We start from the raw sequence: 12,608 nt of genomic DNA on the forward strand, positions 1-12,608 counted from the left end.
TGAAAACCTCAAGTAACGATCCGGATTCAAAGGTTCAGCAAATGGTCTTCCTGAGATTCACTGGCGTCGCTCGTATCGCGAGAGCAAAGGAACCGAGCACATGAGCGCACAACCAGCGACCACCTCGGAGCAGCAGGCACCGGGCGGCTCCGGACCGGGCTCCCCCGACGGCCTCAAGGCCGGACTCAAGAATCGCCATCTGTCCATGATCGCGATCGGCGGAGTGATCGGCGCCGGCCTGTTCGTCGGCTCCAGCGCGGGAATCGCCAAGGCCGGGCCCGGCATTCTCATCTCCTACGCACTGGTCGGCCTCATGGTCGTCCTCGTCATGCGGATGCTGGGCGAAATGGCCGCCGCCAATCCCAGCTCCGGCTCCTTCTCCGCCTACGCCGACCGGGCGCTCGGCCGCTGGGCCGGCTTCTCCATCGGCTGGCTGTACTGGTTCTTCTGGGTCGTGGTGCTGGCGGTCGAGGCGACCGCCGGCGCCAAGATCCTGGAGGGCTGGTGGCCCGCCGTACCCCAGTGGGGCTGGGCGCTGATCGTGATGGTCGTGCTCACCGCCGCCAACCTGGTCTCGGTCGGCTCCTACGGTGAGTTCGAGTTCTGGTTCGCGGGGATCAAGGTCGTCGCCATCGCCGCCTTCATCGTGATCGGCGGACTCGCGGCCTTCGGGCTGCTGCCGCACTCGGACAACCCGGGCCCGGGCCTGGCCCACCTGACCGACACCGGCGGCTTCCTGCCCAATGGTCCGGGCGCGATCCTCACCGGTGTGCTGCTGGTCGTCTTCTCCTTCATGGGCAGCGAGATCGTCACCCTGGCGGCCGGTGAGTCCGAGGACCCGCAGCGGGCCGTCTCAAAGGCCACCAACAGCGTGATCTGGCGGATCGCGGTCTTCTACCTCGGCTCGATCTTCATCGTGGTGACCCTGCTGCCATGGGACTCCAAGGCGATCGCCGACAAGGGCAGCTACGTCGCCGCCCTCGACTCGATCGGCATCCCGCACGCCGGCGACATCATGAACGTCATCGTGCTGACCGCCGTGCTCTCCTGCCTGAACTCGGGCCTCTACACCGCCTCCCGCATGGCCTTCTCCCTGGGCCGGCGCGGCGACGCCCCGGCCGCCTTCGCCCGCACCAACACGCGAGGCGTCCCGCAGGCCGCGATTCTCGGGTCGGTCGTCTTCGGCTTCCTGGCGGTCTGGTTCAACTACCAGTGGCCGGACACGGTCTTCGACTTCCTGCTGAACTCCTCGGGTGCGGTCGCGCTCTTCGTCTGGCTGGTCATCTGCTTCACCCAGCTGCGGATGCGCGGGATCATCCTGCGCGAGAACCCGGAGAAGCTCATCGTACGGATGTGGCTGTTCCCGTATCTGACCTGGGCGACCATCGGCATGATCTCATTCGTGCTGGTCTACATGCTCACCGACAAGGACGGGCGCCAGCAGGTGATCCTCTCCGCGCTGGTGGCCGCGCTCGTGGTGGGCTTCGCCCTGGTCCGCGACCGGATCACCGGGGCCCGGAGCCAGGCGGCGGCCGACCCCGCCGCCTCCAAGGAGTCGGTGGCCCCGTAGGGTGCGCACCAGCCGTGCCGTACGAGCCGGGGCCCGCGCCCATGGAGGGTGCGGGCCCCGGCTCGTTGGTATCAACCCCGGCGGCCGAGTTGGTATCAACCCCGGCGGCCGAGCAGCTTCCAGGCGGCCGGCAGCGCGCCCATCGCCAGCGCCGCCTTCAGCGCGTCCCCGACCAGGAACGGGGTCAGCCCGGCCGCGACAGCCTGGGCGAGGGAGATGTGGGCGGCCAGCGCGAGGTACGGGACGCCCACGGCGTAGATGATCGCGGAGCCGATCGCCATGGTGCCCGCGGTGCGCAGCACCCCGCGGTCCCCGCCGCGCCGGGCCAGCGCGCCCACCACGGTGGCGGCGAGCAGCATGCCCAGGACGTAGCCGAAGGACGGCGCGGCGGCGCCCGAGCCGCCCTCCGCGAACCACGGCATGCCCGCCATCCCGACCAGCGCGTACAGCGCGAGGGAGAGGAAGCCCCGGCGGGCCCCGAGCGAGGTGCCGACCAGCAGCGCGGCGAAGGTCTGGCCGGTCACCGGCACCGGCGAGCCGGGGACGGGCACCGAGATCTGCGCGGCCAGGCCGGTGAGCGCGACGCCCCCGAGGACCAGCGCGGCGTCCCGGACGAGGGCGCGCCGGGCGGGAAAGACCGCGTCCGCGAGGACGGTACCGGGCGCGGCAGCGGCAGAAACAGTGCTCATCAGCGAAGCTCCGAGGGGAAAGGCGGTGCGGACTCTGGCGACGTTAGCCCAGCGATCGATCTTCGATCACCGCCGAATGAGACAAAGGCCGAGCCATGGACTTGGCGGCTTCAGGCAGATCGCCGCATTACGAAGCGTGACCGCGATGTCCGATATCCGGAAAGTTTCGAGCTCAACATTGTTCTCATCGGACATTGGCCGCACACTGGGGGACGTTTTTTGTACCCGCCCGGCATCCACCTAGGGACGATGACGAACACATGAACCGGACACCAGCGTCATCCGCGTCACCGAGCGCTGCTGAGGCGACCGGCGCGGGCGCGACCGCCACGCCCCCGCTCTCCCATGGCCTCAAGCAGCGCCACCTGTCGATGATCGCCCTCGGCGGTGTGATCGGCGCGGGCCTGTTCGTCGGCTCCGGCGCCGGAATCGCCGCCGCCGGACCGTCCATCGTGATCGCGTACACGCTGTCCGGGCTGCTGGTGATGCTCGTCATGCGGATGCTCGGCGAGATGTCGGCCGCCAATCCGGCCTCCGGCTCCTTCTCCGTGCACGCCGAGCGGGCGATCGGGCCGTGGGCGGGGTTCACGGCGGGCTGGATGTTCTGGGTGCTGCTGTGCGTGGGCATCGCGGCTGAGGCGATCGGCGCGGCGGGAATCATGGTCCAGTGGTTCCCGGCCACCGACTCCTGGATGTGGGTCGCCCTCTTCATGGCGGTCTTCTGCGGTACGAACCTCGCGGCGGTCAGCAACTTCGGCGAGTTCGAGTTCTGGTTCGCCGCGCTGAAGATCGCCGCGATCACCCTCTTCCTCGCCCTGGGCGTCCTCGCCATCCTCGGCATCCTGCCGGGCACCGACGCCCCGGGCAGCGCCAACCTCACCGGCGACGGCGGCTTCCTCCCCAACGGTGTGAACGGCCTCGTCGTCGGTCTGCTGGCCTCCGTCTTCGCCTACGGCGGACTGGAGACGGTGACGATCGCGGCGGCCGAGTCCGAGAACCCGGTCAAGAGCGTCGCGGGCGCCGTGCGCACCGCGATGTGGCGCATCGCCCTCTTCTACGTCGGCTCGATGGTCGTCGTCGTCACGCTGATCCCGTGGAACGACAAGGCGGTCGTGGCCGACGGCCCGTATGTGGCGGTCCTCGACCACCTCGACATCCCGGCGGCCGGGAACATCATGAACGTCATCGTGCTGGTCGCGCTGCTGTCCGCGATGAACGCCAACATCTACGGCGCCTCCCGCATGTCCTACTCGCTGGTCGCCCGGGGCGAGGGCCCCGCCTTCCTCGGCAAGGTCACCTCCGGCGTCCCCCGCCTCACCGTCCTCGCCTCCTCCTTCTTCGGCTTTGTCGCGGTGCTGCTCAGCTACTGGTGGCCGGACACGATCTTCAAGTGGCTGCTCAACATGGTCGGCGCGGCCGTGCTGGTCGTCTGGGCCTTCATCGCGGTCGCCCAGCTGCGGATGCGCAGCCGCCTCCAGCGCGAGGCGCCGGAGAAGCTCGTGGTGAAGATGTGGCTCTTCCCGTATCTGACCTGGATCGCCCTGGCCGCGACGGTCGGTGTCCTGCTGCTGATGCTCCGGGAGAGCGACACCCGCACGCAGCTGTACGCCACGGCCGTGCTGACGCTCGCCCTGGCGGTCATCGGCTGCGTACGGCAGCGGATGGCGGCAGCCCGGCGCTGACGCTTTCACTCCCCCGTTCTCAGGAGGCGGGGCAGGTCCTCGGTGCGAGGGCCTGCCCCGCCTCCGTCTTTGGTGCCGGATGGTCGGTCCCGGCCGGCGAAAAACTCTCTTGCTGCTAGCGTGTAGTTGCAAGTTAATTGCAATAAGCCGCCCGGAGGGCTCCGCATGGCCATCTACACGCTTCCTGAACTTCCGTACGACTACGCGGCGCTGGCCCCCGTCATCAGCCCCGAGATCATCGAGTTGCACCACGACAAGCATCACGCCGCGTACGTCAAGGGCGCGAACGACACGATGGAGCAGCTCGCGGAGGCGCGGGACAAGGACCAGTGGGGCTCGATCAACGGGCTCGAGAAAAATCTGGCCTTCCATCTGTCGGGGCACATCCTGCACAGCGTCTACTGGCACAACATGACCGGTGACGGCGGCGGGGAGCCGCTGGAGAAGGACGGGGTGGGCGAGCTCGCCGATGCCATCGCCGAGCACTTCGGCTCGTTCGCGGGGTTCAAGGCGCAGCTCTCCAAGGCGGCCGCCACCACGCAGGGCTCGGGGTGGGGTGTGCTCGCCTACGAGCCGGTGAGCAGCCGGCTGGTGGTCGAGCAGGTCTATGACCACCAGGGCAACGTCGGCCAGGGCTCAGTGCCGATCCTGGTCTTCGACGCCTGGGAGCACGCCTTCTATCTGCAGTACAAGAACCAGAAGGTGGACTTCATCGAGGCCATGTGGAAGGTGGTCGACTGGCAGGATGTCGCGCGCCGCTACACCGCCGCCAAGGAGCGCGCCAACAACCTGCTGCTGGCTCCGTAGTACGGAGCGCCCGGACCTCCTGCTTGTGTGATCGTCTTCTCAACCTTCACCGGCAGGCGGAAAACAGGGCCCCCGCGCGGTCGACTCGCGCGGGGGCCCTGGCGTTCCCGGGGCCGTTCTCGGGCGGCGTCAGTCGAAGATCGGGCCGACCGTGCGGGTCCGCTTGATCTCGTAGAAGCCGGGGGTCGAGGCGACCAGCAGGGTGCCGTCCCACAGCTTGGCGGCGGCCTCGCCCTTGGGGGTGGGGGTCACGACCGGGCCGAAGAAGGCGACCTGCTCGCCGTCGGCGCCGGGGACGGCGATGACGGGGGTGCCGACGTCCTGGCCGACCAGGTCGATGCCCTCCTTGTGGGAGGCGCGCAGCTCGACGTCGTACTCGTCCGAGTCGGCGGCGTCCGCGAGCTCGGCGGGCAGACCGGCCTCCTCCAGGGCGGCGACGATCGTCTCGCGGTTCTTCTCCAGACCCTGGTTGTGGAAGCGGGTGCCGAGGGCGGTGTAGAGCGGGCCGAGGACCTCACTGCCGTGCTTCTGCTCGGCGGCGACGCAGACCCGGACCGGGCCCCAGGCGGTCTTCATCAGCTCCTGATACTGCTCGGGGAGCTCGTCGAGCCTGGGCTCGTTCAGCACGGCCAGGCTCATCACATGCCAACGCACCTCGACCGGGCGGACCTTCTCCACCTCGAGCATCCAGCGCGAGGTCATCCACGCCCAGGGACACAGCGGGTCGAACCAGAAGTCGGCAGGAGTCTTGGCAGTCTCGGTCACGGTTTCTCCTCGGTCGGGCGCAGACGAATCGCATACGGAAAAAGCGCTATCTCCTTCAGGCAACATGGACGGGATCGGACCGCATTCCCCGATTCCCCCCGTCAGTGCACCGTGACATGATTCCGGCTGTCCGATATCCGAGACATGCCGAGGGAGCCACGTCGTGCCCGGTGAGAACCTGACCCGTGACGAAGCCCGCGAGCGGGCGAAGCTGCTGGCCGTGGACGCGTACGAGGTGGCGCTCGATGTGCGGTCAGCGGTCGGGGAGCACGCCGGGGCGGGGCTGGGTTCACCTCGGACCTTCCGTTCGACCACGACGGTCCGCTTCCGCTGCTCCCAGCCGGGTGCGGCGACCTTCATGGATCTGCTGGCGCCCTCGGTGACCTCCGTGCGGCTGAACGGCCGGGAGCTGGACCCGGCGGCCGTCTTCGACGGGACGCGGATCGCGCTGGACGGGCTCGCCGCGGAGAACGAGCTGGTGGTGGACGCGCAGTGCGCGTACAGCAGGACCGGTGAGGGGCTGCACCGCTTCGTGGACCCCGAGGACGGCGAGGTGTATCTCTACACCCAGTACGAGCCGGCCGACGCCCGCCGGGTCTTCGCCACCTTCGAACAGCCGGACATCAAGGCGCCGTTCACCTTCTCGGTGACCGCCCCGGAGGGCTGGACGGTGCTCAGCAACGGGGCGGTCGCGGAGACCGAGCCGACGGGCGACGCGGAAGGGGGCACGACCACCCGCTTCGTCCCGACCCAGCCCATCTCGACGTACATCACGGCCATCGTGGCGGGCCCGTACCACTACGAGTCGGACCGCTACAGCCGCACACTCCCCGACGGCTCCGTGCTGGAGATCCCGCTGGGCGCGCTGTGCCGCAAGGGGCTCGCCAAGCACTTCGACGCGGACGACATCTTCACCGTCACCAAGCAGGGTCTGGACTTCTTCCACGACCACTTCGACTACCCGTACCCCTTCGGCAAGTACGACCAGGCGTTCGTGCCCGAGTACAACCTCGGCGCGATGGAGAACCCGGGGTGTGTGACGTTCCGTGAGGAGTTCATCTTCCGCGGCAAGGTCACCCAGGCGTCGTACGAGCACCGGGCGAACGTCATCCTGCACGAGATGGCGCACATGTGGTTCGGCGACCTGGTGACCATGGAGTGGTGGGACGACCTGTGGCTCAAGGAGTCGTTCGCGGACTTCATGGGGACCTTCTCGATGGTCGGGGCGACCCGCTTCACCGACGGCTGGATCACCTTCGCCAACCGCCGTAAGGCCTGGGCCTACCGCGCCGACCAGCTGCCGTCCACCCACCCCGTCACGGCCGACATCCGCGATCTGGAGGACGCCAAGCTCAACTTCGACGGGATCACCTACGCCAAGGGCGCCTCCGTCCTCAAGCAGCTCGTCGCCTACGCCGGGCAGGACGCCTTCCTGGAGGCCGCGCGGCGCTACTTCAAGCGGCATGCGTACGGCAACACCCGGCTGACCGATCTGCTGTCGGTGCTCACCGAGACCTCGGGCCGGGACATGGCCGCCTGGTCCCGCGCCTGGCTGGAGACCGCGGGCGTCAATGCGCTGACCCCGCAGGCGACGTACGACGCGGCCGGGCACATCACGGAGCTGGCGGTCGTCCAGGAGGCGTCCGAGAGCCACCCGACGCTGCGGCCGCACCGGATCGCCGTCGGGCTGTACCGGAGGGACGCCGCCGCCGGGGAGGGCGCCGGGGCACTGGTGCGCTATGCCCGTGCGGAGGTCGACATCGACGGCCCCCGCACGGTCGTCACCGAGCTGGCCGGGGCCCAGCGGCCCGATCTGATCCTCGTCAACGACGACGACCTCACCTACTGCAAGACCCGCTTCGACGAGGGCTCGCTGAACACGCTGCGCGAGCACCTCGGCGAGCTGTCCGATCCTTCCCCAGCCTCCGGCCGGGGATACCCCATGGCCCGCGCGCTGTGCTGGTCCGCGCTGTGGAACATGACCCGGGACGCCCTGATGCCCGCCCGCGACTTCCTCGGGCTGGTGGACCGGTTCGCCGGGGCCGAAAGCGACATCGGCGTGGTGCAGATGGTCCAGGCATGGGCGCTGTCCGCCCTGCACCACTACACCGCGCCCGACGGCCGCGCGGCGGCGGGCGGCCGGATCGCGGAGGCCGCGCTGCGCGAGCTGCGGCTCGCCGCGCCGGGCAGCGGGCATCAGCTGGCCTGGGCCCGGTTCTTCGCCCAGGTCGCCGTCGCCGATACCGAGCTGCGGCTGCTGCGCGGGCTGCTGGACGGCACGGCCAGGATCGACGGGCTCGACGTCGACCAGGAGCTGCGCTGGACGTTCCTGGCCGCGCTGGCCTCTCACGGGGCGGCCGACGAAGAGTTGATCGCGGCCGAGCTGGCCCGTGACGACACCGCCTCCGGTAAGCGCCACCAGGTGCGCTGCCTCTCCGCCCGGCCGTCGGCCGCGGTCAAGGCCGAGGCGTGGGAGGCGCTGGTGGAGTCCGACCGGCTCTCCAACGCGCTGGTGGAGGCGACCATCTCCGGCTTCGACCAGCCGGGCCAGCGGGAGCTGCTGGCGCCGTACGCACCGCGCTACTTCGAGGTGATCGAGCGGATCTGGCAGGAGCGGTCGATCGAGATCGGGATGGCCATCGTGCGCGGGCTGTTCCCCGGCACTCAGGGCGACGCCACCACGCTGGAGGCGACCGACGCCTGGCTGGCCGGCCATCCGGACGCGGCGCCCGCGCTGCGGCGGCTGGTCCTGGAGGCGCGCGACGACCTCGCGCGGTCGCTGCGCGGACAGGAGTGCGACGCGCGCGCGGCCGTCTGACGGCTCCGGCAGCCGCCCGGGCAACCGGGCGGGGGCTCTTTCGGCATTCGAACTGCCGTACTTTAGTGCGGTGTTGTCCAGTTTTGTCGACGACTCTGTAACAGGGGTTAGAGGGTGGAGCGGGGACGGGAATGGCGGGGGGCATGAGCCACAACACGCCGCTGTCCCCCCGCCCCCTCCACCACCTCTCGGATGTCCAGCGCCGGGTCCTGACGTCACGTCAGCTCCGCGAACACGGTGTGACCGCCGCCGTCGCCGCGGAGCGCTGCCGGGCCGGCGGCCCCTGGCAGCAGATCCTGCCGGGCGTCCATCTGCTCCACCCCGGCCCCGCCACCAGCGAGGAGCGGCTGCTCGCGGCGCTGCTGTACACCGCGAGCCGCGGCCAGACGGCGGCCTCCGGCGGCGGGCCGGGGGGCGGCGGGGAGCCGGCCGGCGGCCCGTACGGCGAGGCGATGATCACCGGGCTCGCGGCGCTCTCCTTGCACCACTTCTCCTCCGCTCCCCCGCTGCCCTCCCTCGACCACGTCGACGTGCTGGTGCCGCGCACCCGGCGGCTGCGCGCCACCGGCTTCGTCCGCTTCGTACGGGCGGGCGCCCTGCCCAGCCCCCAGTACGTGGCCGGGGTGCCGACCGCGCCGGTCGCCCGCGCCCTCGCCGACGCGGTCGGCCGGCTCAGCGACGCCGCCCTGGTGCGCGGACTGCTCACCGAGTCCGTGCGCCATGGCCACTGCGAGGCGGCGACGGTCGTCAAGGAGCTGAGCTCGGCCCGGCTGCTGTCCCGGCCGCATGTCGTGGACGCCGTGGACGCGCTGCTCGCCGAGGGACGGGCCATCGCCGAGGGACGGCTGTACGACATGGTCCGCGGCTACGGCCTGCCCGAGCCGCTGTGGAATGTCGAGCTGCGGTTGCCCGGCGGCCCGGGCCTCGGCAGGGTGGACGCCTACTGGCGGGAGCAGGCCGTGGCGGTGGAGATCGACGCGCGGGCCCCCCGCCCCGAGGAGGACACCCCGCACGGCGGGTACGGCCGCAAGCGCGAGCATCTGGAGGGGCTCGGGATCACGGTCGTCCGCGTCACCCCGAAGAGGCTCCGGGACTGCCTGGAGGAACAGGCCGCGGTGGTCCGCACCGCCCTCATCGCCGCGGCCGACCGCGACCCGGCCTCCTATGTGGTGGTGCTGCCGCGCTGAGCCCGCCCCTTCGGCTCATGCCTTGCGCAGCAGCAACTCGGTGTTGCGGTCGTCCGGGTCGCCCGCGAGCTTCTGGCTGGCACCCGGCGCGTTGAAGGACAGCTCGCGGTAGAGCGCGGCCAGACCGGTCTGGGACAGGTCCGTGAAGTCCGTGCGGTGCGGGGCGGCCGACTCGATGAGCGTGGTGAACAGGGACAGCGTGCCGTCGTGGTTGTCCACGACCTCGATGGCCCGGGCCAGCTGGGGGAAGTCGACGTGCGAGGCGGTGGTGATCTCCCAGAAGGTGCCGTGCGCGGTGATCTCGTTCTGGTGGCTGTGGCCGTTGATCCAGGCCAGCACCTGGGGGTTGCGCTTGAAGAGGGCGACGATCTCGTCACCGCCGTGGCGGGCCTCGCCCGGCCGGGCCGGGTCGTGATTCATGTTGTTCATGCTGTCGCTGTAGTGGTGGCTGAAGACCAGGACGTAGTCGTCCTTGTGGGCCTTCAGGGTCCGCTCCAGCCAGCGCAGTTGGGCCGTGCCGACCGAGCCGGTGTAGTGGCCGCCCGGGTCGGTGGTGTCCAGGCTGATGCCGATGACGTCGTCGGAGATCCGGAACGAGTAGTAGAGGGTGCCCTCGTCGAGGTTGGCCCGGGTGTAGCCGTGGCCGACCGGACCGGGCCCGGTGTGGGCCGGGTCGAGGTGTGCGGTGAGGTATTCGGCCCGGGTGAACGGCGCGCGGCGCTCGTCGGGGGTGACGGTGCGCATGTCCTTGGCGTGCGCCTTCAGCAGCGCCTTCATGTCCTTGCCCTTGGGGTCGGCACCCTTGCGCTCCCCCTGGTAGATCGTCTCGGCCTCGGCGGCCGGAATGATCTGGAGCTTGCGCCTGCCGGTGGCGAAGTCCGCCAGGTAGTCGCCGCCGAAGGAGTAGACGCCGCCCGCCAGATCGTCGTGGTTGCCGATGGTCGAGTACCACGGCAGCCGCAGCCCGGGGCTGTTGACGGTGGACAGCGCCGCCTTGAGGAAGCCGTCGATCCGCGGGAAGCCGAGCTGCTTGTCGGCGTCGCGCAGCGCCTGCTCCGGGTGCCAGAACGCCTTCAGACCGCTGTTCTGCACGCCCTCGTAGTGGCGCGGGTCTCCGGTATTGGGGGTGATCCGGCCGCCGTTCATCGAGGTCAGGAACCAGTCCAGCTCGATCTTCGAGTTGTTGTCGGTGTTGTCGCCCGTGGTCATCACGAACGACAGCGGGGCGCCGGTGGCGGGCCCGCCGCGCAGCCCGTTGATCCGCTCGATCAGGGAGGCGACACCGACGACGGTCAGTGCCTCGTGCGGCCGCCAGGCCCCCGTCTTCCCGGAGCGCAGGAACTCGTAGCGCAGCGGGTGCTGCACATCGGTGAGGTGGAGGTCCGTCAGCTGGACGAAGGAGGCGAGCGCGGTGCGCCGGTCCTCCCGGCCGCTCTTGGCGCCGGTGAGCTCGGTGCGCACCGTACGGGCCCAGGCCGGGCCCTGGCCGAGCCGGCGGTAGCCGGTGCCGGGGCGTGCGGCGGAGAACGTCTCCAGCGTCGTGCCGGCCTTGGAGGGCAGGGCGGGGGCGGTGACCACGCGGCGGCCCGCGGCGCGCACGGTGGCGGGCTGCGAGGCGTCCGCCGAGCCGCTGGCGGGGCCGAAGGCGATCCCGAGACCGGCCGTGACACCCGTGGCGGCGGTGGCGGCGAGGAAGGTGCGACGGTCGACGGCGGCGACGGCAGAGGCGGCGGACCGTATGCGGGACATGCGCGATCTCCCCGAGTAGACACGCGGAAGCTGCGGGCAGCAGGCACTGCCCTTCCCTTCGGATCGTTGGCATCGGGGATGGCCTGTGCGTGAACGACGTGGCAACGCCCGTCGCCGAAATCGACACGTGGATCTTGGGGGGAGCAAACGGTCATCGCGCGCTCGTGAACAGGTATTTTTCCGCTCACCGGGTGTTCATACGCCCGGGAACCCCCGGGCGCGGGAGAAGTCACGGGCGGGTTACATCACAGCCTGAGACACTGGTCGGCGGGTAGGCGCCCGGAACAGGCACGACCAAGGAAAAGGGTAGATATGAGGATCGGAATCGTCGGAGCGACCGGCCAGGTCGGCGGAGTGATGCGCAGAATACTCGCCGAGCGTGATTTCCCGGCCGAGCAGCTGCGGCTGTTCGCCTCCGCCCGCTCGGCGGGCCGTACGCTCCCGTGGCGCGGCACCGAGATCGCGGTCGAGGACGCGGCCACGGCCGACTACTCCGGTCTTGACATCGTGCTCTTCTCGGCGGGCGGCGCGACCTCCAAGGCGCTGGCCGAGAAGGTCGCCGCCCAGGGCCCGGTTGTGATCGACAACTCCTCCGCCTGGCGGCTGGACCCCGAGGTTCCGCTGGTCGTCGCCGAGGTCAACCCGCACGCGGCCGTGGACCGCCCCAAGGGCATCATCGCCAACCCGAACTGCACCACCATGGCCGCCATGCCGGTGCTGCGCCCGCTGCACGCCGAGGCGGGTCTGACCGCCCTGGTGGCCACCACCTACCAGGCCGTCTCCGGCTCCGGCCTGGCCGGCGTCGCCGAGCTCGACGGCCAGATCCGCAAGACCGCCGACCGCGCGGCCGAGCTGACCCACGACGGCGCGGCGGTCGAGTTCCCCGAGCCGGGGGTCTACGCCCGCCCGATCGCCTTCAATGTGCTCCCGCTGGCCGGGAAGATCGTCGACGACGGCCGGCACGAGACCGACGAGGAGCAGAAGCTCCGCAACGAGAGCCGCAAGATCCTGGAGATCCCCGAGCTCAAGGTCTCCGGCACCTGTGTCCGCGTCCCGGTCTTCACCGGCCACTCGCTCCAGGTGAACGCCCGATTCGAGCGTCCGATCAGCGTGGAGCGCGCGTACGAGCTGCTGGCCGGCGCCCCGGGCGTGGCCCTCTCGGAGATCCCGACCCCGCTCCAGGCCGCGGGCCAGGACCCGAGCTATGTGGGCCGGATCCGGGTGGACGAGACGGTCGAGCACGGTCTCGCTCTGTTCCTCTCCAATGACAATCTGCGCAAGGGCGCCGCGCTGAACGCCGTGCAGATCGCCGAGCTGGTGGCGGCCGACCTCAGCTGACAC

At 70.2% G+C, this 12,608-nt stretch carries 9 protein-coding genes; 6 read left to right on the forward strand and 3 right to left on the reverse strand.

Annotated elements, in window-relative coordinates:
* Window positions 1–100: 100 nt before the first annotated feature.
* On the forward strand, window positions 101–1,570 hold the full coding sequence (locus tag ABZU99_RS22965) for an amino acid permease (protein ID WP_355953396.1): 1,470 nt from the start codon (window positions 101–103) through the stop codon (window positions 1,568–1,570).
* Between the two features lie 95 nt (window positions 1,571–1,665).
* On the opposite strand, the gene ABZU99_RS22970 is transcribed toward ABZU99_RS22965, so the two are convergent.
* The gene (locus tag ABZU99_RS22970) at window positions 1,666–2,259 is read right to left on the reverse strand and encodes a biotin transporter BioY (protein ID WP_356046313.1); all 594 of its coding nucleotides are present in this window, start codon (window positions 2,257–2,259) and stop codon (window positions 1,666–1,668) included.
* A gap of 260 nt (window positions 2,260–2,519) precedes the next feature.
* Here ABZU99_RS22970 and ABZU99_RS22975 point away from each other — a divergent pair, with 260 nt between their 5' ends.
* Both ABZU99_RS22975 and ABZU99_RS22980 read left to right on the forward strand, forming a co-directional pair.
* A complete protein-coding gene (locus ABZU99_RS22975) occupies window positions 2,520–3,941 on the forward strand; it encodes an amino acid permease (protein WP_355953391.1) in 1,422 nt (473 codons plus the stop codon).
* A gap of 165 nt (window positions 3,942–4,106) precedes the next feature.
* The gene (locus ABZU99_RS22980; protein ID WP_356046314.1) at window positions 4,107–4,748 is read left to right on the forward strand and encodes a superoxide dismutase; all 642 of its coding nucleotides are present in this window, start codon (window positions 4,107–4,109) and stop codon (window positions 4,746–4,748) included.
* Window positions 4,749–4,877: 129 nt separating this feature from the next.
* On the opposite strand, the gene ABZU99_RS22985 is transcribed toward ABZU99_RS22980, so the two are convergent.
* Complete coding sequence (locus ABZU99_RS22985) at window positions 4,878–5,513, reverse strand: DsbA family protein (RefSeq protein ID WP_355953386.1); 636 nt, start codon at window positions 5,511–5,513, stop codon at window positions 4,878–4,880.
* Window positions 5,514–5,676: 163 nt separating this feature from the next.
* On the opposite strand from ABZU99_RS22985, the gene pepN reads away from it, so the two are divergent.
* On the forward strand, window positions 5,677–8,331 hold the full coding sequence (gene pepN, locus ABZU99_RS22990) for an aminopeptidase N (protein ID WP_356046315.1): 2,655 nt from the start codon (window positions 5,677–5,679) through the stop codon (window positions 8,329–8,331).
* 143 nt (window positions 8,332–8,474) lie between these two features.
* Complete coding sequence (locus ABZU99_RS22995; protein WP_356046316.1) at window positions 8,475–9,518, forward strand: hypothetical protein; 1,044 nt, start codon at window positions 8,475–8,477, stop codon at window positions 9,516–9,518.
* Window positions 9,519–9,533: 15 nt separating this feature from the next.
* Here the strand turns inward: ABZU99_RS22995 and ABZU99_RS23000 are convergent, their stop codons facing one another.
* Window positions 9,534–11,267, reverse strand: a complete 1,734-nt coding sequence (locus ABZU99_RS23000; RefSeq protein ID WP_355953377.1) for a TIGR03767 family metallophosphoesterase — start codon at window positions 11,265–11,267, stop codon at window positions 9,534–9,536.
* Between the two features lie 312 nt (window positions 11,268–11,579).
* Between ABZU99_RS23000 and ABZU99_RS23005 the strand changes: the two genes are divergently transcribed.
* Complete coding sequence (locus tag ABZU99_RS23005; RefSeq protein WP_355953375.1) at window positions 11,580–12,605, forward strand: aspartate-semialdehyde dehydrogenase; 1,026 nt, start codon at window positions 11,580–11,582, stop codon at window positions 12,603–12,605.
* The last annotated feature ends 3 nt before the right edge of the window (window positions 12,606–12,608 follow it).

The organism is Streptomyces sp. NPDC005266, from assembly GCF_040607655.1.
Classification (GTDB): domain Bacteria; phylum Actinomycetota; class Actinomycetes; order Streptomycetales; family Streptomycetaceae; genus Streptomyces.

Bases quoted from the DNA above. Each gene is read 5' to 3' on its own strand.
- ABZU99_RS22975 (WP_355953391.1), top strand. From the start codon at position 2,520: ATGAACCGGACACCAGCGTCATCCGCGTCACCGAGCGCTGCTGAGGCG.
- ABZU99_RS22965 (WP_355953396.1), top strand. From the start codon at position 101: ATGAGCGCACAACCAGCGACCACCTCGGAGCAGCAGGCACCGGGCGGC.
- ABZU99_RS22995 (WP_356046316.1), top strand. From the start codon at position 8,475: ATGAGCCACAACACGCCGCTGTCCCCCCGCCCCCTCCACCACCTCTCG.
- ABZU99_RS22980 (WP_356046314.1), top strand. From the start codon at position 4,107: ATGGCCATCTACACGCTTCCTGAACTTCCGTACGACTACGCGGCGCTG.
- ABZU99_RS23005 (WP_355953375.1), top strand. From the start codon at position 11,580: ATGAGGATCGGAATCGTCGGAGCGACCGGCCAGGTCGGCGGAGTGATG.
- ABZU99_RS23000 (WP_355953377.1), bottom strand. From the start codon at position 11,267: ATGTCCCGCATACGGTCCGCCGCCTCTGCCGTCGCCGCCGTCGACCGT.
- ABZU99_RS22970 (WP_356046313.1), bottom strand. From the start codon at position 2,259: ATGAGCACTGTTTCTGCCGCTGCCGCGCCCGGTACCGTCCTCGCGGAC.